Below are 23032 nucleotides of genomic sequence, written 5' to 3' on the forward strand. Positions count from 1 at the left end.
CTAGGCAGCGCGTGCGGCGCGGACGACTCCGGCAACCTGCTCGGCGGACAGTTCGGCGAGCTGGAGGCAGGTTCCGCCCAGCGCGATCGCGAGCCGGTCGGGCAACCCCAGCCGGACAACGCCGTTCTCGCAGTCCACGACGACGCTCGCCACACCGTCGGCTTCAAGCAACGCCGCCGCACGCATCGCGTCGTGCAACGCGTCACCACCTTGGCTCGCGGGCACAGTAGCCCGCCCATCGGTGACGAGCACCAGCAGCGGCCGACGACGCGGATCGCGAAGTCGTTCTGCGGCAAGGAGTTTGCGCACGGCGAGCAACCCGTGCGCGAGAGGCGTGCGACCTCCGGTGCGAAGCCTGCGCAGCCTGGTCGCGGCAGCGTCCACAGAGGACGTCGGCGGCAGCGCGACCTCGGCTTCGCGGCCCCGGAACGTGATCAGGCCAACCTTGTCCCGCCGCTGGTAGGCATCACGCAGCAGCGAGAGGACCGCGCCGGTCACCGCCGACATCCGCGTCCGAGCCGCCATCGATCCCGATGCGTCCACCGCGAACAGCACCAGGTTGCCTTCACGGCCTTCCCGCACCGCACGGCGGAGATCCCCGGAGCGGAGTTCGAGCCCTGCGCCACTGCGCCCGCGCGCGTGCTGGTGCGGCGCGGCGGCCTTGACGGTTGCCGTCAAGTGCACACCATGACCGTCCACAGTGGAGTCCCGGACCACGCGGCCGGAGGACGAGCGCGATCGGGAACGACGTCCCGGAGCGCCTTCGCCGAGGCCGGGGACCTGGAGCAGACGGGGGCGGAACTGCTGCGCGGGCTTGGCGGGTGGCTGCTCACCGCCTCGCCCCTCCTCCGACTTTTCCTGCTTTTGTTGCGGCCCTTCGCTTTGCGGCGCGCCACCACCTCCGCCAGGCCCGTCGTCGTCCGGCGGTTCGGGGGCTTCTGCCTGCTCCACCTGCTCTGCTGCGTCGCGGAGGGCCTGTTCCAGCTGCTCCGAGTCCAGGCCCGGCTCGTCGAAGGGATCGCGGCGACGGCGGTGCGGCAGCGCGAGCCGGACCGCGACCTCCACATCGGCCTCAGTCACCGCGTCCCCGCCGCGCCACGCCGCGTGCGCGATCGCGGTTCGCGCCACCACGAGGTCAGCACGCATGCCGTCCACCTCGAAGGCCGCGCACACCGCTGCGATACGGCGGAGTTCGGAGTCCGGCAACGCGATTCCCGGCAGCGCGGCGCGGGCGGCGACGATGCTCTCCGCCAGCTCCGCGTCGGCCTTTTCCCACCGCTGCGCGAAACCCACGGGGTCAGCCTCGTAGGCGAGGCGGCGGCGCACGACCTCGGTCCGGATCTCCACATCGCGCGACGCGTTGACCTGAACGGTCAGCCCGAAGCGGTCGAGCAGCTGCGGCCGCAGCTCGCCTTCCTCCGGGTTCATCGTGCCCACCAACAGGAAGGACGAAGCGTGCGAGACCGAGACGCCGTCACGCTCCACGTGCGCCCGCCCCATCGCCGCGGCGTCGAGCAGCAGGTCCACCAGGTGGTCGTGCAGAAGGTTGACCTCGTCGACGTACAGCACGCCACGGTGGGCCGCCGCGAGCAAGCCGGGTTGGTAGGCGCGCACGCCCTCGGTCAGCGCGCGCTCCAGGTCGAGCGAGCCGACGAGGCGGTCCTCGGTGGCACCCACGGGCAGTTCCACCAGGCTGGAGGGCTTGGTCGTGGTCGCGCCGTGCTCATGCGGGCCGTCCGGACACGCGGGGTCGGGGCGATGCGGATCGCAGGCGAAGCGGCAGTCGCGCACCGCGTCCAGCGCGGGCAACAGCGCTGCGAGCCCGCGCACGATGGTCGACTTGGCCGTGCCCTTCTCACCGCGGACCAGGACTCCGCCGATGCCCGGGTGCACCGCGTTGAGCAGCAGTCCCAGCCTCAGGTCCTCGTGCCCCACGACGGCGGAGAACGGATAACGAGCGGTCACCAGCGCAGTTCCTTCCTCGGGTGTCCACGCCCGGGTAGGGGGTCGGGCGCGCGGGCGCGCACCCGGCAAGGGGGTTGAGTTCCTGGCTCCCGGATCGCTCCGGTCACAGTGGCGGGACCGCACCGGACTCACACCGGTTTCCTCGCGCTCCCCTTGCGTTCACCGCAATCATCACACACCGCTAATCACACACAGTGGGAAAACACCGCGACGGTACGGATTCGCGCTGATAGGCATGCCCCATGGATATCGACATGGACTTTGCCGAAGAGTTCGCCCGCGACTGGGAACAGCGGTGGAACACGCACGACCTCGACCTGATCTTGGAGCACTACGCCGACGACGTGGTGTTCCACTCGCCGGTCGCGGCTCGGCTGCTCGGTGGTGACGGCCGGGTGGTCGGCAAGGCGGCGCTGCGCGAGTACTGGGCGAAGGGCCTGAAGTTCCTGCCCGACCTGCACTTCGCCGTCGAGGGCGTGTACCTCGGCCTGAACACGATCGTGATCAACTACCGCAACGAGCGCGGGCACCTGGTCAACGAGATCCTGGGTTTCAAGGACGGCAAGATCGTTTTCGGGCACGGGACCTACGCGCGGGCCACCTGAAGCCGCGTGGGCGCGCGGAACGACAGCAGCCCCAGCATCGGCGGGTCGGGCTCCAGCAGGCGGAGGTCGGGCAGTGCGCGGGCGACCGCGTCGAGCACCACCGAGGCTTCGGCGCGCGCCAACGCGGCACCGAGGCAGAAGTGCCTGCCGTAGCCGAAGGCCAGGTGCCGCCGCGCCCCTTCGCGCCCCGGGCACAGCCGCTCCGGTTCGGCGAACACCTCCGGATCGGAGCCGCTGCCCGCCAGCATCAACAACAGCTGCGCACCCGCGGGTAGCTCCACGCCGCCGAGGCTGGTCGCGTTCTCGGTCACCCGCCGCCACGTGATCACCGGTGGCTCGCGGCGCAGGACCTCCTCGACGCAGTCCGCCGCGAGTCCTTCTTCCCCTGCGGCGAGCCGTTGCCACAGTTCCGGGCGCTCGATGCATCGGCGCAGCAACGTGCTCAGCAGCTGGGTCGTGGTCTCTTGTCCTGCGATCAACAAGAAGTAGCAGACACCGACAGCCTCGACGACGCGCAGCGGACGATCGTCCGGTTTTCGGTGTGCCACCAGCGCTCCGAAGAGGTCCGGATCGTCCGGCTCGGCGGCCTTGACCCGCGCGGCGAGCCACTGGTGGAACTCGGCCGCCTCCTCGGCGAGCCGCCGTTGCCGCGCCGGATCGGGGTTGCCCCAGAACAACTCCAGCGACGCACGGCTCCACGCCTTGAGCACCGGCAGGTCGATGTCCTCGATCCCCAGCAGGTGCAACAACACGATGCACGGCAGGTCGCGGGCGATCAGCTCGACGAGATCGCATTCGCCGCTCTCCGCGAGTTGCAGTCGTGCCTGGTCCGCACCGTCCGCGACGAGGCGGCGGGTCAGGTCCATCGCGTGGTCGACTCGCGGCTGCGTGAGGAACGACGCGACGACGCGACGCAAGCCGGAATGGCTCTCAGTACCGTTGTTGGCCAAGGTCGGCGGCAGCGCGAACCCTGCCCGGGCAAGCATCCTCAGCGTCGAAACGGGCAACGGTGTCACCGCGGTCAGCGCGTTGTCGGGCCGGAACGTATCGGGGTCCGCGAGCACCGCGCGAATGTCGGAATGCTTGCTGACAAGCCAAAGTCCGGTGTTCGGATCGTGGTGGACCGGGGCGTACTCGCGCAGCCGCGCCAACGGTCCTTCGGGGTTGGCGACGAAGCCGGGGTCGAACAAGCCGAACCCGACTCCCACATCCGCCGCCGCCCGCACGGGCACGACCGTAACCGGACGATGCGACACTGCCCGCGTGAGCTTGAGCACTGGAACCCACACGTTCGACTGGCTGGACACCCGTTCGGCCGCACGGGCCAAGGCCGGGTTGAGCCGAACGCTGCGCCCCCGGCCCGAGTCGGCGACCGTGCTCGACCTCGCCAGCAACGACTACCTCGGCCTGACTCGCGATCCCCGGGTCACGCGAGCTGCCGCTGACGCCGCGCTGCGTTGGGGCGCGGGCGCGACCGGCTCTCGCCTCGTCACCGGTACGACGGAGCTGCACGCCGAACTCGAAGCGGAGCTGGCGGAGTTCTGCGGTTTCCCGGCCGCTTTGGTCTTTTCCACCGGTTACGCGGCGAACCTCGGAGTGCTCGCAGCCCTGTCCGGCCCGGGAACCGTGTTGATCACCGACGAGTACAACCACGCGTCTTTGATCGACGGCGCGCGGTTGTCGCGAGCGGAAACCGTTGTGGTGCCGCATCGCGATGTCTCGGCGTTCCGCGACGCGCTGGCCAACCGCACGCGCAAGCGTGCTCTCGTGGTGACCGACTCCGTCTTCTCGGTGGACGGCGACCTGGCTCCGTTGGCTTCGCTCGCGGACGCCTGCCGGGACCACGGCGCCGGACTCGTCGTCGACGACGCGCACGGGCTCGGCGTGATCGGCGACGGTTCCGGAGCCGTCGCGGCCGCCGGACTCGCGGGCGCCCCCGACGTCATCGTCACCACCACGCTGTCAAAATCCCTTGGCGCACAAGGCGGAGCCGTGTTGGCGTCGCCGCGAGTGATCGCGCACCTGGTGGACACCGCGCGGAGCTTCATCTTCGACACCGGCTTGGCGCCGAGCACCGTCGGAGCCGCCCTCGCCGCGCTCCGGATCATCCGCGCCGCTCCCGCGCTGCCCGGCCGATCCCGCGCCGTCGCCCGCGAACTGGCGCAACGCCTTTCGGCGGCGGGCCTGTCCACCAGTGCTCCTTCAGCGGCCGTGGTCTCCGTCCGCGCCCCTTCGCCCGCCTCAGCCCTGGCGTGGTCCCAGGAATGCCGCACCTCCGGCGTCGCCGTCGGCTGCTTCCGCCCGCCTTCGGTCCCCGACCGCGTCTCCCGCCTCCGCCTGACCGCCCGCGCCGACCTCACTCCCGCCGAAATCACCACCGCCATCGAGGTCATCACCCAAACCACCCCCACCGTTGTGCCCTGAATGAGTCATTGAGGTACTTCAACGCCCTGAACGAGTCATTGGGGTACTTGAGCGCCCTCAACGAGTCATTCAGGGCTTACGCGGTGCCCTGAACGGGTCGTTCGGGGTTTCCTTCGCGTGGTTCCGGAATTTGAGTGACGGCTGGTGAGCGGCTCGGCACGGGGCGTGGCGGGCGAGAGATCCATCGCGGTTCCATCGGAGCTCCATCACTGCTCCATCCGGCCTTCCCATGATCGCCCGCATCGTCGGCCTCGGCCTGGCCGCTTCGGGAAGGAACGCGTGATGACCACGATCGCTGAGTGGATCAAGTCCAACGTCACCGACGACGACCGCGCGGTGCGGTGGTTCGCCGAGCCGGAGTGCGAGGACCGCATCGTCCGGGCCTACCGGGAGCTGCTGGAGGGTTACTCGATCGACCCGTCGACGCTGCTGAAGACCACTCGCCCGGTCGAGGGGGACCACCAGGGCGTCGTCCGGGTGCACGAGATCAACTACTTCTCCATCTGCGCGCACCACTTCCTGCCGTTCTTCGGCAAGGTCGACATCGCCTACGTGCCGGGCACGAAGATCATCGGCCTTGGCAAGTTCCCGAGGCTGGTCAACGCCTACGCGAAACGGTTCCAGATCCAGGAGGACCTGGTCGCCGACATCGCCAGGGAGATCATGACCTCGGGCGGGGCGCGCGCGGTCCGGGTGCACTCCACCGGCAGGCACATGTGCATGTGCAGCCGCGGCCCGAGCGACCAGACGGTCGGCACGGACACCACCTACGTCCTCGGCGACCAGTCGCTGCTGGACGAGTACGGCATGCGGTCCTGACATGAAGGCGCTGACCATCCTCACCCCGAAGAAGGCCGACGCGTCGGGTGACGTCGGGATGCTGGCCCTGCGGGTCGTGGTCGGGTGCTTCATCGCCCTGCAGGGCGAGCAGAAGCTGTTCGACTGGTTCGGCGGAGGCGGTCTCGACGGGACCGCCGCGTTCTTCGCGTCGAGGGGCTACGCCCCGGCCTACCCGTTCGCCGTGCTCGCCGGGCTGACCGAGCTGGTCGGCGGGTTGCTGCTGGCCGTGGGCCTGCTCACCCCGCTGGCCTCGGCCGCGCTGGTGGGCGTGATGACCAACGCGGTCGCCGTCACGCTGACCTCCGTCGGGTTCTGGTCGAAGGACGGGGGCGCGGAGTACCCCATCGTGGTGGCGGTGATCGCGGTGTGCGTCGCGGCGATCGGCCCGGGGCGGTACTCGCTGGACCGGGCCCAGCCGTGGGCGGCGGGTGGAGCGCGTCCCGCTGTCGTGGCGCTGGTGCTCGGCGTGGTCAGTGCCGCGGCCGTGCTGGTGTTCACCGGACCACTGGTCGGTTCATGATCATCACGGCCGACCTGGTGGTCGTGGCTTCCCGCGCCGGACAGTGGCAGGTGCTGCTGATCCGGCGCGGGAAACCGCCTTTCGCGGGCCGTTGGGCCCTGCCGGGCGGACACGTGGACCCCGGAGAGTCCACTGTGGACGCCGCGGTGCGCGAACTGGCCGAGGAGACCGGCCTGCGCTGCCGGGCGGGCGAGCTGCGCTGGGTCGGCAACTTCACCGCGCCCGGCCGCGATCCCCGGGGCGACTACGCCAGCACCGCCTACCTGCTCATCCTGCCCGAGGCCGCCGAGGTGACCGGTGCCTCGGACGCGACGGAGGCGCGCTGGTGGCCGGTGACCGAACTGCCCGGCCTGGCCTTCGACCACGAGGACATCATCGCCAGGGCGATCAGCCCCTGAGGTACTTGACCGCCTCGGTGATCACGCGGTCGCCCTTGGGCATGTAGATGTGCTCGTAGCAACCGACGTCGACGTTGGGCACACCGGGGATCTTCACCTTCGACTCCGGCGCCATCAGGTCGCAGCTGGAGGACAGCGTCTGGTACTTCGTCGGCGCGGGCGCCGGGCTGGAGTCGTTGAGCGCCTTGAGCATCCGCGATCCGGGCTTCATGTCGGCGCACGAGTCGAAGAGGAACCCGGGGCAGAGCCTGGCCACGTCGGCGCCCTGGTTCACGCCGCCGATGGACAACCAGCGCTTGGTCTTGGCCGTGCCGCCCAGCGCCTTGACGTAGTACCGGGTGGACAGCGAGCCCATGGAGTGGGCGACGATGTCGACCTTGGCCGCGCCGGTGTCCCTGAGCACCTGGGCGACCTTCGCCTTGAGCTGGTCGGCCGTGGTGAAGTTGGACTGCTTCCAGTCGTAGTCCCAGCGGACCAGCTCGCGGTCGCCCCAGCCCGCGGCCTTGAACTTGTCGATCATCTCCTTGAACAGGATCGACGATCCCCCGCTGAACCCGTGCACGAAGACCACGGGGGTCTTGCCCGTCGCGGGTGCCGAGGCGACGGCGGGTGCCGCGACGGCGGTGGGGCCCGTGAACGACGCGGCGACCAGCACGGCCACGAGCACCGACATCAACCTGCGCATGTGTTTCCCTTCAGTCCGACAGAGCTGCGAAGCTAGCGACATTCGGCCCAGACCGAAGCGATCATCAAGAGTTTCCAACCAACAATTAGCCGGTATCCGTGGGTCATTCACGTCCAGCCAGCTCGGCCAGCCCGGACTCCAGGGAGCGCACGGGTGCGTAGCCCAGCTCCGACCGCGCCTTCGAGATGTCGATCGTGCCCTCCGCCCCGCTGACCCAGACCGACATCCGGTCGACCGGCGGCGCGCCGCGCAGGCCGAGCAGTTCCCACACCGCTTCCCCCGACGCGGCCGCGATCCTGGCGAGCCCAGCGGGAATCGACCGCTTCGGCTCGGAAATCCCTTGGGTGGCGAGCAGTTCCGTGGCGAACTCGCGGAAGACGACCGGCCGCCCGTCGGTGACGAAGTACGCCTCGCCCGCCCTGCCCCTGTCCGCCGCGAGAACGAGTCCTTCGACCACGTTGTCCACGTGGGTGACGTCCACGAAGTGGCGGCCTCCGCCGATCCACGCGAACTTCCCCGCCCGCACAGCGGAAACGAGCGACGGCAGCAGCGTCGTGTCCCCGCGCCCCCAGATCACGCAGGGTCGGAGCACCACGGTGTCGAGCCCGTCGAAGCCCAGCACCTCAGCCTCGGCGCGCGCCTTGCTCGCCGCGTACGCGGCCGACGAATTCGGTTGCAGCGCAAAGGTTTCGTTCGCATTGACCAGCGGCTGACCGTTGCGCAGACCTGCCTCGCTGCCGACGTGGACCAGGCGCCGCACACCCGCGTCACGGCAGGCGGTCAGCATGCCGAGCGTGCCCACCGCGTTGTCGCGCAGGAACTCCACGCGGCTGCCGGAGCCGGGGGTGCGGGCGGCGGCGTGAAACGCCAGCTCGGCGCCGCGAGCCGCTTCGCGAAGGGAGCCGACGTCACTCAGGTCACCGCGCACCGGCTTGGCACCGAGGTCGGCGACGGCGCTCGCGGCGCGTTCACTGCGCGCCAGCGCGCGGACCGCGTGCCCGTCTCCGACGAGGCGCCGGATCAAGGCAGCCCCCACGAACCCGGAACCACCCGTGACGAAGACGTCCACCGCGACCACCACTCCCGACTAAGTTGACCGATCGTCATAGTTAAAACTATGAGGATCGGTATAGTCAAGTTGTGCCACGACCCAAGTCGGATTCCCGAGACAAGATCGTCGAGAGCGCGCGCAGGCTGCTGCGCAGGCAGGGCTACCACGGCACCGGCCTGGCGCAGGTGATCGAGGACAGCGGGGCCCCGCGCGGCTCGCTGTACTTCCTGTTCCCCGGCGGGAAGGAGGAACTGGCCGTCGCCGGCGTGCGCGAGTGCATCGGCGAGTGGGCCGACCTGATCCGCCAGGCGCGCGCGGCCAGCTCGACGCCGGAAGAGTGGATCGCGTTGATGTGCACGGGTTTCGCGGACCAGCTGCGGTCCTCGGACTTCACCGAGGGCTGTCCGATCACGACGGTGACGCTGGACTCCGTGCCCGCCTCCGCACCGTTGACGGAGGCGTGCCGGGACGCCTACTCGGCCTGGCTGGCCGCGCTCGCCGAGTGCCTGGTGTCCTACGGCGTCGAGCGGAAGCGGGCGGACGATCTGGCGATGCTGATGCTGATCTGCCTGGAAGGCGCGATGGTGCTCTGCCGCGCCTTCCAGTCCACCGACCCGATGGAAAGGGTCATCCCACAGGTGCTGGCACTGATCGAGCACCCGGGCTGACCGCGGCCCGGACCGCCGCGTCGAGGTCGGCCCACAGGTCCTCGACGTCTTCAAGACCCACCGACATGCGCAGCAGCTGGTCGGACACACCGCAGCCGTGCCTGTCGGCCTCCTCGACGATGCGGTGGCTCAGCGAGGCGGGGTGCTGGATGAGGGTGTCCACGCTGCCGAGGCTGACCGCCGGGGTCACCAGCCGGACAGCGGCGATCACCGCGTGCGGATCGCTCTCCACCTCGAAGGCCACCAGCGGACCACCGAGTCGCGGGTAGTGCACGCGCCGGACTCCAGGATGCGCGGCGAGCCTCCTGGCGAGTTCGACAGCCGTCGCCGACTGGGCCTTGATGCGCACGGGAAGCGTAGAAAGCCCGCGCAGCAACAGATATCCGGCGAGCGGGTGCAGAACTCCGCCGGTGACCATGCGGATCTGCCGCAGTACGCGCGCGTAGGACTCGTCGCACGCGACGACACCGCCGAGCACATCTCCATGCCCGCCAAGGAACTTCGTCGCGCTGTGCAGCACGATGGAAGCGCCGGACTCCGCGGGGCGTTGCAGTACCGGAGTCGCGAAAGTGTTGTCCACCAACAAAGGCACCGATCCGCACGCGTCGGCGAGCGCGCGCAGGTCGACCTCGCTCAGCGTCGGGTTGGCGGGCGTCTCGACGATCACCAGCCCGGTGTCGGGCCGGATCGCGGCGGCGACACCGTCCGGATCGGCCCAGGTGAGCTGGTTGCCGAGCAGTCCGGAGGCGATCAGGTGATCGCTGGTCCCGTAGAGCGGGCGGACCGCGACCACGTGCGGCCGCCCCGACGAGACCGCGGCGAGCAGGCACGCGGACAACGCGGCCATCCCGCTGGCGAAGGACACGGCGGCGGGCAGCCCTTCGAGTGCGGCGAGCGCGGCCTCGAACCGGGCGACGGTCGGGTTCCCGAGGCGGCCGTAGATCGGCGCACCGGGCAGCTCCGCCCCCGCGGCGAAGGCGTCCAGCCGGATCGCCTCCTCCCGGCTGTCCCGGGACGGGTAGGTCGTGGAGAGGTCGAGCGGCACGGCGTGGACGCCGAGGTCGACGAGGTCTTCGCGGCCCGCGTGGACGGCCGTTGTCTCCAGCTGCATGAGCAGCAGCGTCAAAGATCTACCGGCTCAGCGGCAAGAAATCCGCTTAGAATTCGGCGAATGACGGCGAACGTGCGCTTGGATCCGGTCGACCTCGATATCCTGCGGGTGCTCCAGAACGACGCACGGACCTCCAACAAGGAGCTGGCCGCCGCGGTCGGCGTCGCGCCGTCCACCTGCCTGGACCGGGTCAACCGGCTCCGCGAGGCGGGCGTGATCCTCGGCCAGGACCTGCGCGTGGACGCGGCGAAGCTGGGCAGGCCGCTGGAGGCGTTCCTGTCCGTGCGCGTGCAGCCGCACCGCCGTCCGCTGGTCGACCCGTTCGTGGAACACGTTCTGGCGCAACCGGAAACGCGCGCGCTCTACCACCTGACCGGGCCGGACGACTTCCTCGTGCACGTCGCCGCGCGCAGCGCCGCGGACCTGCAACGCCTGGTGCTGGACGAGTTCACCGCCCGCACCGAGGTGGCGCTGGTGCACACCAACCTGATCTTCCAACACTGGCGCGGCGGCCCACTCCTCCCCTGACCGCCGTAGTTCCTACGTCTTCAAGTACCACCCACCCCCGCCCCAGCGATCTCTAACCGCACCCAACCTCCGCGCGCCGCCGACCGGGTTTGGTGCGGTTTACGACAGCCACAGGCGGGGTTGGTCGTACTTGAAGACGTGCCAACCACGCCGGGCGTCAGGTGGTGCGTGCAGGGTGTCAGGGGCGGTGCATGGGGACGTGGGGAATGCCGTCGTCGTCCAGGAACTCGTCGCCGATCACGCGGTATCCCAGTGACGTGTAGAAGTCCGCGACCTGGGTCTGCGCGTCGAGCACCGAGGGCTGGTCACCGATCTCCGTCAGCGCCGTCTCCATCAGCGCACGCGACAGGCCCTGCCCGCGCGCGGGCGCCGCGGTCACGACGCGGCCGATGCGGGCCGTGCCGTTCGGTTCGTCGAGCACGCGAGCGTAGGCCAGCACAACTGCCTCCCCGACGTCCGGATCGTCGGTCTCCCACCACAGGTGCACGGTCGACGGCGCGAGGTCGCGGCCGTCCAGCTCCGGGTACGCCGCCTTCTGCTCGACCACGAACACGTCCACCCGCAACCTCAGGATGCGGTACAGCTCCTCCGCGCTGAGCTCGTTCCCGGTCGCCCTGCGCTGAATCCTCTCGGTCTTCGTCACGCGCACGTGCGTACCAGAGCCAGGCCGGAAGAACCAGTGTGACGACCGGGTGACGTGGTGGAAACCACGGCAAATCCGTCAAGATTCCGCAAAATCTTCTGCTAATCTCGTCAAGGCCAAGAAATTTGCCTGCCTGAGGCAAACAGGTCCCGCGAGCTGTCCACCAAAAGGGGGTGCGCCATGTCCGCCATCGACACCAGCCAGATCCCGGTCTTCGTCATAGCCAGCGTGATCTTCGTGATCACCCCGGGGGTCGACGTCTTCCTGCTGCTGCGCACCTCCATGCGCACCGGCACGCGGGCGGGCCTGCTCACCCTCGCCGGAATCCACTCCGCGAGCCTGGTCCACGTGGCCCTCGTGGTCTCCGGCCTCGGCGTCGTGCTCGCGAGCAACCCGGGCGTGCTCACGGTGCTGCGCTGGCTGGGCGCGGCCTACCTGACCTACCTGGCGCTGGGCATCGCCCGCGACGTGTGGCGTTCGCGCGGCGGCCGGGACAACGGCGGGGAAGCCTTGCGCGGCAACGACAACCCGTTCCGGCGCGGCTTCGTCTGCAACATCACCAACCCGAAGATGCTGCTGTTCTGCCTCGCGTTCCTGCCGCAGTTCATGGGCTCGGCGAGCAGCCCGGTGCTCCAGCTCGGCCTGCTCGGCGCGGTGTTCCTCGCGCTCGCGGCGGCGTGGGAGACCGGGATCGTGCTCACCGCGGCGCGGGTCTCCGGCAGGCTCCAGCGGCCCGCCGTCCTGACCACGCTGGACGTGGTCTCCGCGACGGCCTTCCTGACCATGTCGGTCGGACTGGTCGTCTGACCGCCCGGCTAGTCGAAGTCCTGCCAGTCGACGCTGGTGGGACGACGGCCACTGGTGCGGAGGTGTTCCCGCGCGGCGGCGATCACGTCCTCGACGGGGATCTCCGCCGTCGCGGGGTACTCGGTGTCCGAAGTCATGTAGTAGTAGAGGACCGGCTCCGGGACAGCGGTGGCGCCGGGGTTGCGGCTGCCACATCCCGCGTGGTCGGGTCCGGAGTAGAAGAGCACCCCACGGTCATCGTTGAGCCCCACGTCAAGCGTTGCCGCGCCGAGGTCATCGGCGGGCAGCAGTTCGACGAGCGCCGACGTGCGAGTGCGCCGAACCTCCTCCAGGGCTTCGGCGAGTTGGTCCTCGTCAGTGATCCGGGCGGGTGTCTCACCGTGCTCGAAGTCGTAGTAGGCGTTCAACGCCGCCATGGCGCGGCTCCCCCTTCGAACGTTCTCCGATAACCGTCGCTGCCGAGCACGGTGAGTGTGTACCCGGTGGGCAACAGTGACGTTTCGGGTCCCGGTGGTGACCATCCGGGCGGCACATTTCAGTTCGACGTCGGCCGATCGCGCGGCTCGTCGATTGCGTGGCAGGCCCCGACCGTGCGTTTCGTTCCCCCGCCCGGAACCACTGTCGGAAGTAGCTCGACGTGAGCCCATGAGGCCAGTTGCTGACAGCGCACGGCCAGGGTTGCCGGTGATGTCGGCAACGCGGAAGAGTCCAACGGCTGAGGGAGCGCAACGCTGCCACCAAGCCCTGAGATCCAGGACTCGACGCGGTCGGGTACCCGTGCCAACAGCAGCCGCACCTGTTCTCGAACCGACGACGCCACGTCTACCCACTCTGGACAGGAACTGCTCAGTGCGGGACGGAATCGCGTCGATCCACCCGATCGAACCCCGCCCAAAAGAAGAGGCGAGGGCGGTTGCAGGGACCGTCCTCGCCTCTTCTGCTTGCTGTGTAACGAAATTACGAGTTGATCTGAGCGGTCAGCACGGCGTGGTACGGGGCGACCCTGGCGTAGACGCCGGGGTAGTTCGGCAGCGCGCAGCCGCGGCCCCAGGAGACGACGCCGATCAGCTTGCCACCGGCGACCATCGGGCCACCGGAGTCACCCTGGCAGCTGTCCTTGCCACCGGCCGGGATGCCCGCGCACACCATGGAGGTGTTGCTGTACTGCGGGTACGCGGTCTTGCAGGTGGCGTCGGAGGTCACCGGGACGTCGACCTTGAGCAGGTAGCGCGAGGCCGAGCCGCCGGAGCTGGTGGTGCCCCAGCCGAGGACGGTGGAGTTGGTCCCGGCCGCGTAGAGCGCGGTGTCCTGCGGCGTGGCCAGCGGCAGCACGGCCGAGTTGACCCCGCTGGCCAGCGTCAGCACGGCGACGTCGTAGCCGGCGGTCGCGGTGGTGTAGCTGGGGTGCACCCAGACCTTGGTCACGTTGGTGACCGTGCCCGCGGTGCTCTGCTTGTCCTCGCGGCCGGAGACCACGCGGACCGAGGAGGCGGCGGTGCCCTTCACGCAGTGCGCGGCGGTGACGACCTTGGTCGGCGAGACCAGGGTGCCGCCGCAGAACTGGAAACCGGAGGTGTTGGTCAGGAAGACCGTCCACGGGTAGGTGCCGATGCTGGCCCGGGTTCCGCCGACGATCTGGGTCTGCGGATCACCGTTGTCGGCAGCGGCAGCGGCCGGGACGAAGGAAAGCCCGATCGCCGAGACGGCCACGGCCGCTCCGGCGAACCTAACCAGGCGACGCAGGGTTCCCGCCATGGTTGTGCTCCTCTCACATGCCCCGGGCCCTCACCCGGGGTGAACACAATGCAAGCGTTCGGTGATGAAGTGACACAACGGCCGTTAGATGTAGGCTGAACAGCTCAGCACTTGGGAAATGCTTCACAAAAACGGCTTGGACCGGTGAATTCATCGGCAAAGTGAAGCTTTTACCGAATAGATCGCAGAGCCGCGACGGCGTCCGGCCCGGCACACCCCCACTGGGCGGGGTGTGCCGGGCCGGAGCCGGCAGGGGACGAGCGAGCGGATCAGGACTTGATCTGCTCCTGGAGCACGTCGTGGTAGGCCGCGACGCGGGCGTAGACACCGGGCTTCTTCGGCGCGGCGCAACCCTCGCCCCACGACACGACGCCGATCAGCTTGCCGCCGCCGACCATCGGGCCACCGGAGTCACCCTGGCAGCTGTCCTTGCCGCCCTCCGGAATACCGGCGCACACCATCGAGGCGTTGCTGTACTGGGAGTACGCCGCCTTGCAGGTGGCGTCGGAGGTCACCGGGACGTCGACCTTGAGCAGGTAGCGCGAAGCCGCCCCACCGGAGCTGGTGGTGCCCCAGCCGAGCACGGTGGAGTTCGCGCCCTCCTTGTAGAGGGCCGCGTCGGCGGAGGAGGCCAGCGGGGCCGCCTTCTGCGTCAGGTTCGAGCCCAGCGTCAGCACCGCGACGTCGAAACCGGCGGTCGCCGTCGTGTACTGCGGGTGCACCCAGACCTTGGACACCGCGGCGGTCGTGCCGTCCGTCGCCTGCTTGTCCTCGCGGCCCGCGACCACCTTGATGCTCTCGGCGGTCTTGCCCTTCACGCAGTGCGCGGCGGTGACGATCTTGTTCGCCGCGGCGACGGTGCCGCCGCAGAACTGGAAACCGGAGGTGTTAGTCAGGAAGACCGCGTACGGGTGATCGGCGATCTTCGCGCGCTCACCACCGACGATCTTCTGCTCCGGCGGGGTTGCCGCAGTGGCCACGGACAGCGAGGAAATCCCACAGGTGGCCACCGCGAGCGCGACCCCGACGGTTTTGGCCAGACGGTGCAGGGTTGCCGCCATCTTTGCCTCCCAATCGCGCATCTCAGCAGTTGTTTCCCCGGTTGGGTGACACCCGGGGCTACACAGAGCAAACGCTTGGGGGAGATCAAGGCACAACGGCTATTCGAATTAGTCTATTCAGCCCAGTCGAATGGACCACACGCCGCGATGCGTACTACTCCATTAGTGATCATGAATCAGAGTTGGCCACGCAAAGTGTCCAGATAGCTGGTCAGTCGCACGTACACGCCCGGCTTGCCCGCGCGGGCGCAGCCGTCGCCCCACGAGGTCACGCCGATGACGACGCCCCGGACGATCAGCGGCCCGCCGGAGTCACCCTGGCAGCTGTCGATCCGACCGCTCTCGTACCCGGCGCAGAACATCTTCTTCTTGTCGTAGGAGCGGTACGACCGCGAGCAGGTCTCGTCGTCCATCACCGGCACGTTCGCCGACATCAGGTAGCGCGAGGTCGTGCCCGTCTCGGAGGTGGCGCCCCAGCCCGCGACGACGGCCTCGGTCCCCGCCGCGTAGCGCTCCCGCTCACCGGCCGAGACCAGCGTCGCGGTCTGCGCCAGGATCGGCGTCTCCAGGGTGAGAACGCCCAGGTCATCGCCTTCGAAGACGCTGCGGTAGGACGGGTGCTGCCAGACCTTGGCGCCCCTGGCCGCCTGCCCGGCGCGGGTCTCGGTGTCCTCGCGGCCGGAGACCACGGTGATGTCGGACGCGGAGCGCTGGGCCACGCAGTGCGCGGCGGTGAGCACCTTCGTCGGGCTCATCAGCGCGCCGCCGCAGTAGACCATCCCCATCCGGTCGACGAGGTAGACCAGCCACGGGTGCTGGCCCACCGCGGCGCGCTGCCCGCCGACGACGAAGGGGTCCGCGCGCACCTCTTCCACGGGCTCGTTCGCGGCGGCCAGGCCGACCGCGACGGTGGGCACCAGGGCCGCCAGCGCGGCGACGGCGAGGGCGATCCCCAGCACTCGCCTGCGGGAACGGATCGCTGCGGGCGGGGTCGACATGCGCGAACTCCTTGTCCATTCTCCGGTGATCTCAAACCACCGGTTTCACCAACGAGGTCCACTCGACTGGTCGGCGTACCGACCACTGATCTAAATGGACGCCCCCGGACGACGGGGCGGCGGGGTGCCTCAAAGATCGTTTGCGCCGTTCGTGCGAAGCTGGCGGAGTGGCCGGTTTTTCACAGCGCCTTTCACAGAACACGCTGAATCTGGCGTGCGCGGCGACCCTCCTCACGGCGTGCGCCACTCAGCAACCAGCCCAGCAACCGGCCCCGCTGAGCGCGCCGACCAGCAGCTCCTCTTCCGCCACCACCGCTCCGACAACGACGACCACCGAAGCTCCGAAGCCGAAGTGGCGCGTGGGTGCCCAGCCGTTGCCCAAGCGCGCGGACGGCTTCGGCGCGATCCTGCCGACACCGCCGGAGCTGGTGAACCGCGCGCTGCCGACCACGGACGTGTTGCCCCCGCCGAGCGGCAACCGGTTCGCCTCGACGGTGAGCGCGGTCCCGCCCTCGGTGCTGGCGCGGAGCACGTGGCAATCGGGATGCCCCGTGCGCAAAGAAGACCTGCGCTACCTGACGCTGTCGTTCTGGGGCTTCGACGGCCGCCAGCACACCGGCGAGCTGCTGGTGAACGCGAGCGCGGCGGACGCGATGGTCACGGTGTTCGGCAAGCTCTGGGCCGCGCGCTTTCCCTTGGAGGAAATGCGGATCTCCTCGCGCGCCGATCTCGACCGCGCACCGACCGGCGACGGCAACAACACGTCTGCGTTCGTGTGCCGCCCCACGCGCGGCCTGTCCACGTGGTCGGCGCACGCTTACGGCATCGCCCTGGACATCAACCCGTTCTGCAATCCCTACCTGCGCGGCGATCTCGTTCTGCCGGAGCTGGCGGGCGCCTACGTCAACCGGTCCCGCCGCTCTCCTGGGATGATCTTCTCCGACGACGTGGTCACACGGGCGTTCGCGTCCGTGGGCTGGACCTGGGGCGGCTCGTGGCGCTCCCCCAAGGATCTGATGCACTTTTCGGCAAACGGTAGGTAGCCCCCGTCGCAGGTGAGGGCTACGGTCGCGCCATGCGGGGATATCCAGCTCGGATCGGCGTCGTGGCCGTGCTCGCCACAGCGCTCACCGCCGGTGTCGCGAACGCCGGTCAGCCAGGACTCGATCCTGTTGCACTGCAAGCAAGTCTGACGAAGTTGCACACGGCCGGGATGCCCGCCGTGTACGCCGCGGTGCGGGACGGGGCGCGGTACTGGCAGGGCGCGGCCGGAGTGTCCGATGTGGACACCAAGGTGCCCGCGCGCGCGACCTTCGAGCACCGCATCGGCAGCGTCACCAAGCCGATGATCGCCACCGCGGTGCTCCAGCTGGTGGCCACGAAGAAGATCGCGCTCGACGCGCCGATCGGCGACTACCTGCCGGAGAACGTGCCGGGTGAGCTGGGCCGCCGGGTGACCGTGCGCATGCTGCTCAACCACACCAGCGGCATCGCCGACTTCATCGCGCCGCTGTTCCCCAAGCCGGCGGACATCGAGGCGAACCGGTTGCGCGAGTTCGACGTGGCCTCGCTCGTGCGCACCGCGCTGCCGCTGCCGCCGACCGGCGCGCCCGGCGAGAAGTGGAGCTACTCCAACACCAACTACCTGATCGCCGGACTGCTGCTGACCAAGGTCACCAAGGCGGACTTCCGCGAGTATGTGACGCGCAACGTGCTGCGGCCCGCGGGGATGCGGAACACGTACTTCCCACGCAGGGAAGCGACGATCCGCGGACCGCACGCGAAGGCCTACGAGGAGCTCTACGGGGCGTTCGTGCCGCCCAAGGACTTCAGCGTCTACAAGATGACGTGGGCGGACGCCGCGGGCGAGATCATCGCGCCGATGGCGGACGTGGTGGCGTTCCACAAAGCCTTGCAGGGCGGCAAGCTGCTGCCGCCAGCGCAGCTCGCGGAGATGAAGCGCACGGTGCCGATCATCGCGCCCAACGGCACGAAGGTCGGCGAGTACGGCCTGGGGCTCAACGCCTACGCGCTGCCGTGCGGGCGGATCTGGGGCCATGACGGCGCGGTGTGGGGCATGGGCACGTTCAGCGGGTCGACCGAGGACGGCAAGCGCCAGCTCTCGGTCGGCACGAACCTGATGAAGTACCAGCGCATCAAGCCGGACGGTTCGGTCCAGCCGCACCCCACGATCGACCCGGCCTACCTCGACGTGGTCACGAAGGCCGCCTGCGGCTCCGCGACACCTCCCCCGGCGAGCGCGCTGCGCACGACCGGCTGACACAGCACGGGAGGGGCGCTCTGGAGCGCCCCTCCTTGATGTGCCGAGCTACTTCCCGTCGCTCGACGGAGGGCCCGACGGGGGCTGGTCGTCCGGTCCGCCGGTGAACTTCTTCCAGACCTTGCCCGCGGTGCTGGAGAGGATGTCGCCCACCTCGTTGAGGACCTTGGCGAGCGGGTCGGCCGAGCTGGCGATGGCGTCCTTGTAGGACTTGGCCGCCGACTTGACGTCGTCGCGCCAGTTGGTGACGTCGTCGTTCTCGCGGCTGGGGTACTCGCCCGCCAGGATCGCCCGGTACTCCTCGCCCGCCGCCCAGCGCTGCAGGTCGGCGGCGCGGACCACCGGCAGCGGGTCGAGGCGGTTGCTCAGGTGCAGCAGCTTGAGCACGCTGTCGCGGACGTCCGGGACCGCGTCGTAGTCCTTGGCCTGCTTGAGGTAGGCCTCGGTGTCGATCTCGCGGACGTCGATGCCGCCGGAGAGCTTGATGTGCGCCCGCAGCGCGACCTCGGGGTCCTGCACGCAGAGCAGGCCCGCCCGGTCGGCGGAGAGCTGGGCGCGGCGGTACCAGTCCTGCAGCGCGATGATGATCGCGCGCATGCCCCAGTAGCCGACCGGCATCCAGGCGATGCCGGTGACCATGGAGATCAGCCTGCGCAGCACCGTGTAGTAGACGGCGTGGCCGGAGAGCGCGTGGCCCATCTCGTGGCCGATGACGAAGCGCAGCTCGTCCTCGTCGAGCAGTTCGATCAGCCCGGTGGTGATCACGATGAACGGCTCGTCCATGCCGATGGTCATCGCGTTGGCGTGCGGGTCCCGCGCCACGAAGACCTCGGGCACCGGGGTGATGTCCAGCACTGCGGCGCACTCCAGCCGGAGCCGGTGCACCGTCGGGTACTGGGTCTCGGTGACCTTGATCGAGGACGCCAGCGCGAGCAGCCGCTCGCTGCGCTCCCCGAGGGCACCGGAGATGGCCTTCAGCACCGCCGGGAACCCCGGCACGGCGCGCGCGGTCGCCAGCGCGCCGCGGTCCGCCGGGTGCTCGTACGCGCGCGGGCTGATGTTCGGAAACCGAACCCGGCCGGTCGCGGCGGGCGGTTGAGGCGGTTGGTTCACAGACACTCCCCGATCTCTGGTGTGCCTCCGAGGCTAGCCCGATCGGGCGGTGGCCAGATCGGTGGAAACCCTGAATCGGCCCCCGAAGCGGCCCTGACCAGCCCGGGGTGTCGGCCTCACCCCCTGTCGGAGGCCGACACCCCGGTTGACGCCCCTCACCCCACATGAAAATCTTGACCAGATTTCGTTTTCAGTCAAGCGGTCAATCAACCGGCACCGAGCGGGGAGTCCATGGCCGAACGCGCCGCCAGGGCCGAGCGCGTCCTGGACGCGGCGGCCGACCTGCTGCTGCGCTGGGGTTATCGCCGGACCACCGTCGACGACGTGGCGAAACAGGCGGGCATCGGCAAGGGCACGATCTACCTGCACTGGCGCACCCGCGAGGACCTGTTCCAGGCGGTGCTGGTCCGCGAGTCGGCCCGCTACCTGCGGGAACTGCTCGACGAGATCGCCGCCGATCCGGCGGCCGTGCTGCCCAACCGGATGGTGCGCATCGGCTACCTGGCGGTCATGCGCAACCCGCTGATGCGCGCGATGCTCGTCGGGGACGAGGACCTGCTCGGCTCGCTCGTCAGCCGCGACGGCAGCACCGTGCCGAGGGCGGTGCTGATGCTGGAGCGCGAGGGATACGACCGCGCGATCGCGAACGGACGCCTGCTTCGGGGTGATCTCAGCCCGGAACTGGAGATCCGGGGACTGACATGCACGATCATGGGCTTCTACCTGATCGACACGGCGGTGCCCGGTGGGTCCGGCATGGGGCTGGAGACCACCGCGGACGTGCTGGCGCACATCGTGCGCAACGCGTTCGAGGCCAGGCGGACGCCGTCCGAGGAGGAACTGACCAGGATCGCCGGTGAAGTGACCGCCTTCTACGAGCGGACCCACGCGCGCTGCCTCGACCACGTGCGCACGGGTCAGGTCGAGGGGGCGGCGGCACCGGACTGAGGGGCCCGAAAGGGGTGATCACCGTGGCGGAGGCGCTGGGGGCGTGGCCGACGACGGCGGACCGGGATCGACATCGGGCGATGCGCGGGGCGGAACCCGTCGCACGCGATCCCGATTCCGGGATGTGGCTGGTGTACCGGTACGAGGACGCGGCGCGGGTGCTGACCGACCACGCCGCGTTCACCTCGGAGTACGCCTCCTCCAGCGCGCTCGTCTCGCGCCTGCTCTCCGGGCGGGACCCGGTGGTGATCACCCCGGCGATGCACCGCGAGCTGCGCCGCACGGTCAGCCGCCGGTTCACGCCCGGCGTGGTGGCCGCGTTGGGTTCGCGGGTGCTGACGGTGACGACGGAACTGCTGGACCGGGTCGCCGGGGACGAGCGGATCGACCTCGCCACCGATCTCGCCTTCCCCCTGCCGGTGCGCGTGATCGCGGAGCTGCTCGGTGTTCCGCAAGCGGACATGGACTCCGTGTTGCTGTGGGTGGACACGTTGTGCGGCAACGATTCCCAGCCACCGCTGGTCCCCGTCCAGCGCCGGGTGTCCGCGTGCGACGCACGCGCCGAGCTGCTGGCCTACCTGTACGCGCACGTCGCGGAGTACCGGCGGAACAGCGCTTCGGACCTCACCGCGGAGTTCCTCGCGACCGAGATCGACGGCATGACGCCGGACGACGACCAAGCCGTGGCGCTGCTCGGCCTGGTGCTGCTCTCCGGGCACCTCACCACCACGAGCCTGCTGGCGTCGGTCGTGCTCAGCCTCGACGACTTCCCCGCGGCGAGCGACGAGGTGCGCGCCTTCCCCGAACTGCTCGCGCCGACGATCGAGGAGGTGCTGCGGTACCGCACCCCGGTCTCCCAGGTGACGCGCAGGGCGAAGCTGGACGTCGAGCTCGGCGGGCGGCGCGTCCTGGCCGGGGAGCAGGTCGTGGTCGTCATGGACTCGGTGAACCAGGACGAGCGCCGGTTCCCCGCCCCGGAGCGCTTCGACATCCACCGCAAGACGACCTCACGGCTGTCCACCGGCTACGGCCTGCCGTTCGGTCCGGGCTCCCCCGTCGCGCGGTTGCAGACGCGGATGGCCCTGGAGCTGCTGCTGTGGCGCTACTGCGAGATCTCGGTCGACCGCGCCGCGCTGCGTGCCGAGCGCGTCGGCTGGATCACGGTTCCGACGTCGATGCCGCTCCGCGTGCGGTCGAAACGCGCCGTGCACAACGCCGAGGTGCCCCCACCGGGCGGTCAGGGTTCACACTTGTCCCGTGGACGTCGACATTCTCGGTGAGCCCTATCGGGTTCGAACGCTGCCCCTCGCCCCCACCCAGGACGGCGACGAGGTCGTCGCGACCCTGGTGCACCTGCCCGCCGAGAACCCCGGCAAGGGCGCGGTCCTCTACGTCCACGGCTGGTGCGACTACTTCTTCCAGGACCACGTGGCCCGGCACTTCACCGCCCAGGGCCACGACTTCTACGCGTTGGACCTGCGGCGCTACGGGCGCTCGATCCGGCCCGACCAGCTACCGACGTTCACCACCGACCTCACCGAGTACTTCGAGGAGATCGACGCCGCGATCTCGGTGATCCGCTCCGAGCACGGGCACCGGCGCGTGGTGCTGCTCGCGCACTCCACCGGCGGGCTGATCGCGCCGCTGTGGGCGCACGAGCACCGGGCGGCGAACCTCATCGACGCCCTCGTGCTGAACAGCCCGTGGCTGGACCTCGCAGAACCCTGGCTCTCCCGCACGATCGGCACGGCGGTGAACCACGTGGTGGGCGGCATCGCCCCGCGGCTGGTCGTGAAGCCGGGTCTGGCGCCCACCTACGGGCACAGCCTCAGCTCCACCCACCACGGCGAGTGGAGCTACGACAACGAGTGGAAGCCCTCCGAGCACTTCCCGGTGCGGGCGGGATGGCTGCGCGCGGTGCGGATCGGCCACGCGCGGGTGCACCGCGGGCTGGACATCCGGGTTCCCGTGCTCGTCGAGCACTCCACGCGCAGCCTCCTGCACCGCAGGAAGTGGGAGCCCGCGGCGATGACCGCCGACACCGTGCTGGACGTGGAGCAGATCGCGCGCTGGGCGCCCAAGCTCGGCCGCGATGTCACGACGGTGCCGATCGAGGACGGCATGCACGACCTGTTCCTGTCGGCCGAGCCGGTGCGGAACAAGGCGCTCGCGGAGATCGACTCCTGGCTCGCGCAGCGGCTGGGCCCCTGAGGCGGGCGGGTGCGGCTCCGGGTCGGATTCCGGGCAGACCCCGAGGTGTGGAATGCGCGAAATGGGCAACCTGATGTGGAGGGGCAATAGGCACCGGCCCCGCCGCCAAGATCAGGAGGTAGCGCCAAATGACCGCTCCGTACCGCACCCACCGGCTCACCCGTTCTCGCGACAGCGTGTTCTTCGGTGTCGCGGGCGGCATCGCGGAGCGCTTCGGCTGGCGCCCCGGGACCGTTCGACTGGCCTTCGTGGTGTCCTGCGTGCTTCCCGGCCCACAGATCCTGTTGTACCTGGTTCTGGCCCTGCTGCTGCCCAAGCCGGGCCACTGACGCGCACTGTTTACCCGCCATACCGGACATTTACCGCAATCCTGCCGAACTCACGTTTCCTTTTCCTGGAGCCGCATTATTCTGTTCTCCA

General features: G+C 69.6%; 26 protein-coding genes and 1 riboswitch. Of the genes, 14 read left to right on the top strand and 12 right to left on the bottom strand.

The window, feature by feature from the left end; all coding sequences use genetic code 11:
* Complete coding sequence (locus NLX83_RS01250; RefSeq protein WP_256563185.1) at window positions 1-1968, bottom strand: putative cobaltochelatase; 1968 nt, start codon at window positions 1966-1968, stop codon at window positions 1-3.
* Window positions 1969-2041: 73 nt separating this feature from the next.
* Window positions 2042-2109, bottom strand: a riboswitch (cobalamin riboswitch).
* A 110-nt stretch (window positions 2110-2219) separates the two neighbouring features.
* Here NLX83_RS01250 and NLX83_RS01255 point away from each other — a divergent pair.
* Window positions 2220-2570: a nuclear transport factor 2 family protein gene (locus tag NLX83_RS01255; protein WP_254233008.1), complete on the top strand. Its 351-nt coding sequence runs from the start codon at window positions 2220-2222 to the stop codon at window positions 2568-2570.
* Here NLX83_RS01255 and NLX83_RS01260 read toward each other — a convergent pair.
* Entirely contained in the window at window positions 2552-3796 is a 1245-nt protein-coding gene (locus NLX83_RS01260; protein ID WP_254233009.1) for a cytochrome P450, read from the bottom strand. The two genes, NLX83_RS01255 and NLX83_RS01260, sit on opposite strands and share 19 nt — an antisense overlap.
* A 37-nt stretch (window positions 3797-3833) precedes the next feature.
* Here NLX83_RS01260 and NLX83_RS01265 point away from each other — a divergent pair, with 37 nt between their 5' ends.
* The 4 genes from NLX83_RS01265 (at window position 3834) to NLX83_RS01280 (ending at window position 6752) form a co-directional block, all read left to right on the top strand.
* Window positions 3834-4994 carry an 8-amino-7-oxononanoate synthase gene (locus tag NLX83_RS01265; RefSeq protein WP_254233010.1) on the top strand — a complete coding sequence of 387 codons (1161 nt, stop codon included), beginning with the start codon at window positions 3834-3836 and terminating at the stop codon, window positions 4992-4994.
* A 282-nt stretch (window positions 4995-5276) separates the two neighbouring features.
* On the top strand, window positions 5277-5813 hold the full coding sequence (gene folE, locus NLX83_RS01270; RefSeq protein ID WP_254233011.1) for a GTP cyclohydrolase I: 537 nt from the start codon (window positions 5277-5279) through the stop codon (window positions 5811-5813).
* A gap of 1 nt (window position 5814) precedes the next feature.
* Window positions 5815-6354, top strand: a complete 540-nt coding sequence (locus NLX83_RS01275) for a DoxX family protein (protein ID WP_254233012.1) — start codon at window positions 5815-5817, stop codon at window positions 6352-6354.
* The gene (locus tag NLX83_RS01280; RefSeq protein ID WP_254233013.1) at window positions 6351-6752 is read left to right on the top strand and encodes an NUDIX domain-containing protein; all 402 of its coding nucleotides are present in this window, start codon (window positions 6351-6353) and stop codon (window positions 6750-6752) included. The genes NLX83_RS01275 and NLX83_RS01280 overlap by 4 nt, the downstream gene beginning before the upstream one ends.
* Here NLX83_RS01280 and NLX83_RS01285 read toward each other — a convergent pair.
* Complete coding sequence (locus NLX83_RS01285) at window positions 6742-7437, bottom strand: esterase/lipase family protein (RefSeq protein WP_254233014.1); 696 nt, start codon at window positions 7435-7437, stop codon at window positions 6742-6744. The two genes, NLX83_RS01280 and NLX83_RS01285, sit on opposite strands and share 11 nt — an antisense overlap.
* 103 nt (window positions 7438-7540) lie before the next feature.
* Window positions 7541-8506: an NAD-dependent epimerase/dehydratase family protein gene (locus tag NLX83_RS01290; RefSeq protein WP_254233015.1), complete on the bottom strand. Its 966-nt coding sequence runs from the start codon at window positions 8504-8506 to the stop codon at window positions 7541-7543.
* Between the two features lie 71 nt (window positions 8507-8577).
* Here NLX83_RS01290 and NLX83_RS41605 point away from each other — a divergent pair, with 71 nt between their 5' ends.
* On the top strand, window positions 8578-9156 hold the full coding sequence (locus NLX83_RS41605; RefSeq protein ID WP_308209255.1) for a TetR/AcrR family transcriptional regulator: 579 nt from the start codon (window positions 8578-8580) through the stop codon (window positions 9154-9156).
* Here the strand turns inward: NLX83_RS41605 and NLX83_RS01300 are convergent.
* Window positions 9116-10267, bottom strand: coding sequence for a trans-sulfuration enzyme family protein (locus NLX83_RS01300; RefSeq protein ID WP_374118618.1), 1152 nt, complete (start codon window positions 10265-10267; stop codon window positions 9116-9118). The genes NLX83_RS41605 and NLX83_RS01300 overlap by 41 nt on opposite strands.
* 60 nt (window positions 10268-10327) lie before the next feature.
* Here NLX83_RS01300 and NLX83_RS01305 point away from each other — a divergent pair, with 60 nt between their 5' ends.
* Entirely contained in the window at window positions 10328-10795 is a 468-nt protein-coding gene (locus tag NLX83_RS01305; protein ID WP_254233016.1) for an Lrp/AsnC family transcriptional regulator, read from the top strand.
* Between the two features lie 178 nt (window positions 10796-10973).
* Here the strand turns inward: NLX83_RS01305 and NLX83_RS01310 are convergent, their stop codons facing one another.
* The gene (locus tag NLX83_RS01310; protein ID WP_254233017.1) at window positions 10974-11438 is read right to left on the bottom strand and encodes a GNAT family N-acetyltransferase; all 465 of its coding nucleotides are present in this window, start codon (window positions 11436-11438) and stop codon (window positions 10974-10976) included.
* Between the two features lie 180 nt (window positions 11439-11618).
* Between NLX83_RS01310 and NLX83_RS01315 the strand changes: the two genes are divergently transcribed.
* A complete protein-coding gene (locus tag NLX83_RS01315; protein WP_254233018.1) occupies window positions 11619-12245 on the top strand; it encodes a LysE family translocator in 627 nt (208 codons plus the stop codon).
* 8 nt (window positions 12246-12253) lie between these two features.
* Here the strand turns inward: NLX83_RS01315 and NLX83_RS01320 are convergent, their stop codons facing one another.
* The 5 genes from NLX83_RS01320 to NLX83_RS41695 all read right to left on the bottom strand — a co-directional run bounded on the left by NLX83_RS01320 (window position 12254) and on the right by NLX83_RS41695 (window position 16591).
* Window positions 12254-12661: an Imm1 family immunity protein gene (locus NLX83_RS01320; protein ID WP_254233019.1), complete on the bottom strand. Its 408-nt coding sequence runs from the start codon at window positions 12659-12661 to the stop codon at window positions 12254-12256.
* Window positions 12662-13202: 541 nt separating this feature from the next.
* The gene (locus tag NLX83_RS01325; protein ID WP_254233020.1) at window positions 13203-14000 is read right to left on the bottom strand and encodes a S1 family peptidase; all 798 of its coding nucleotides are present in this window, start codon (window positions 13998-14000) and stop codon (window positions 13203-13205) included.
* Between the two features lie 269 nt (window positions 14001-14269).
* On the bottom strand, window positions 14270-15061 hold the full coding sequence (locus tag NLX83_RS01330; protein WP_254233021.1) for a S1 family peptidase: 792 nt from the start codon (window positions 15059-15061) through the stop codon (window positions 14270-14272).
* A gap of 176 nt (window positions 15062-15237) precedes the next feature.
* Window positions 15238-16059 (bottom strand): serine protease, encoded by an 822-nt coding sequence (locus NLX83_RS01335; protein WP_254233022.1) that lies wholly within the window; start codon window positions 16057-16059, stop codon window positions 15238-15240.
* A 247-nt stretch (window positions 16060-16306) separates the two neighbouring features.
* Window positions 16307-16591 (bottom strand): hypothetical protein, encoded by a 285-nt coding sequence (locus NLX83_RS41695; RefSeq protein ID WP_308209256.1) that lies wholly within the window; start codon window positions 16589-16591, stop codon window positions 16307-16309.
* A gap of 19 nt (window positions 16592-16610) precedes the next feature.
* On the opposite strand from NLX83_RS41695, the gene NLX83_RS41700 reads away from it, so the two are divergent.
* The gene (locus NLX83_RS41700) at window positions 16611-17102 is read left to right on the top strand and encodes a M15 family metallopeptidase (protein ID WP_308209257.1); all 492 of its coding nucleotides are present in this window, start codon (window positions 16611-16613) and stop codon (window positions 17100-17102) included.
* Between the two features lie 32 nt (window positions 17103-17134).
* On the top strand, window positions 17135-18340 hold the full coding sequence (locus tag NLX83_RS01345) for a serine hydrolase domain-containing protein (RefSeq protein ID WP_254233023.1): 1206 nt from the start codon (window positions 17135-17137) through the stop codon (window positions 18338-18340).
* 48 nt (window positions 18341-18388) lie between these two features.
* Here NLX83_RS01345 and NLX83_RS01350 read toward each other — a convergent pair whose 3' ends face one another.
* Window positions 18389-19453: a M48 family metallopeptidase gene (locus tag NLX83_RS01350; RefSeq protein WP_254233024.1), complete on the bottom strand. Its 1065-nt coding sequence runs from the start codon at window positions 19451-19453 to the stop codon at window positions 18389-18391.
* 231 nt (window positions 19454-19684) lie between these two features.
* On the opposite strand from NLX83_RS01350, the gene NLX83_RS01355 reads away from it, so the two are divergent.
* The 4 genes from NLX83_RS01355 to NLX83_RS01370 all read left to right on the top strand — a co-directional run bounded on the left by NLX83_RS01355 (window position 19685) and on the right by NLX83_RS01370 (window position 22941).
* Window positions 19685-20401 (top strand): TetR/AcrR family transcriptional regulator, encoded by a 717-nt coding sequence (locus tag NLX83_RS01355; protein ID WP_254233025.1) that lies wholly within the window; start codon window positions 19685-19687, stop codon window positions 20399-20401.
* Between the two features lie 23 nt (window positions 20402-20424).
* Window positions 20425-21681 (top strand): cytochrome P450, encoded by a 1257-nt coding sequence (locus tag NLX83_RS41705; protein WP_254233026.1) that lies wholly within the window; start codon window positions 20425-20427, stop codon window positions 21679-21681.
* Window positions 21659-22612, top strand: coding sequence for an alpha/beta hydrolase (locus tag NLX83_RS01365; protein WP_254233027.1), 954 nt, complete (start codon window positions 21659-21661; stop codon window positions 22610-22612). The genes NLX83_RS41705 and NLX83_RS01365 overlap by 23 nt, the downstream gene beginning before the upstream one ends.
* A 128-nt stretch (window positions 22613-22740) precedes the next feature.
* Window positions 22741-22941 (top strand): PspC domain-containing protein, encoded by a 201-nt coding sequence (locus NLX83_RS01370; RefSeq protein WP_254233028.1) that lies wholly within the window; start codon window positions 22741-22743, stop codon window positions 22939-22941.
* Window positions 22942-23032: the final 91 nt, after the last annotated feature.

It is taken from the genome of Allokutzneria sp. A3M-2-11 16, assembly GCF_024213555.1.
Classification (GTDB): Bacteria; Actinomycetota; Actinomycetes; order Mycobacteriales; family Pseudonocardiaceae; genus Allokutzneria.

What these genes read in the sequence shown, in the direction of transcription:
- NLX83_RS01285 (WP_254233014.1), bottom strand. Translation starts at nt 7,437, where the DNA reads ATGCGCAGGTTGATGTCGGTGCTCGTGGCCGTGCTGGTCGCCGCGTCG.
- NLX83_RS01345 (WP_254233023.1), top strand. Translation starts at nt 17,135, where the DNA reads ATGCGGGGATATCCAGCTCGGATCGGCGTCGTGGCCGTGCTCGCCACA.
- NLX83_RS01275 (WP_254233012.1), top strand. Translation starts at nt 5,815, where the DNA reads ATGAAGGCGCTGACCATCCTCACCCCGAAGAAGGCCGACGCGTCGGGT.
- NLX83_RS01320 (WP_254233019.1), bottom strand. Translation starts at nt 12,661, where the DNA reads ATGGCGGCGTTGAACGCCTACTACGACTTCGAGCACGGTGAGACACCC.
- NLX83_RS01355 (WP_254233025.1), top strand. Translation starts at nt 19,685, where the DNA reads ATGGCCGAACGCGCCGCCAGGGCCGAGCGCGTCCTGGACGCGGCGGCC.
- NLX83_RS01330 (WP_254233021.1), bottom strand. Translation starts at nt 15,061, where the DNA reads ATGGCGGCAACCCTGCACCGTCTGGCCAAAACCGTCGGGGTCGCGCTC.
- NLX83_RS01315 (WP_254233018.1), top strand. Translation starts at nt 11,619, where the DNA reads ATGTCCGCCATCGACACCAGCCAGATCCCGGTCTTCGTCATAGCCAGC.
- NLX83_RS01370 (WP_254233028.1), top strand. Translation starts at nt 22,741, where the DNA reads ATGACCGCTCCGTACCGCACCCACCGGCTCACCCGTTCTCGCGACAGC.
- NLX83_RS01300 (WP_374118618.1), bottom strand. Translation starts at nt 10,267, where the DNA reads ATGCAGCTGGAGACAACGGCCGTCCACGCGGGCCGCGAAGACCTCGTC.
- NLX83_RS01255 (WP_254233008.1), top strand. Translation starts at nt 2,220, where the DNA reads ATGGACTTTGCCGAAGAGTTCGCCCGCGACTGGGAACAGCGGTGGAAC.
- folE (WP_254233011.1), top strand. Translation starts at nt 5,277, where the DNA reads ATGACCACGATCGCTGAGTGGATCAAGTCCAACGTCACCGACGACGAC.
- NLX83_RS01305 (WP_254233016.1), top strand. Translation starts at nt 10,328, where the DNA reads ATGACGGCGAACGTGCGCTTGGATCCGGTCGACCTCGATATCCTGCGG.
- NLX83_RS01280 (WP_254233013.1), top strand. Translation starts at nt 6,351, where the DNA reads ATGATCATCACGGCCGACCTGGTGGTCGTGGCTTCCCGCGCCGGACAG.
- NLX83_RS01335 (WP_254233022.1), bottom strand. Translation starts at nt 16,059, where the DNA reads ATGTCGACCCCGCCCGCAGCGATCCGTTCCCGCAGGCGAGTGCTGGGG.
- NLX83_RS01325 (WP_254233020.1), bottom strand. Translation starts at nt 14,000, where the DNA reads ATGGCGGGAACCCTGCGTCGCCTGGTTAGGTTCGCCGGAGCGGCCGTG.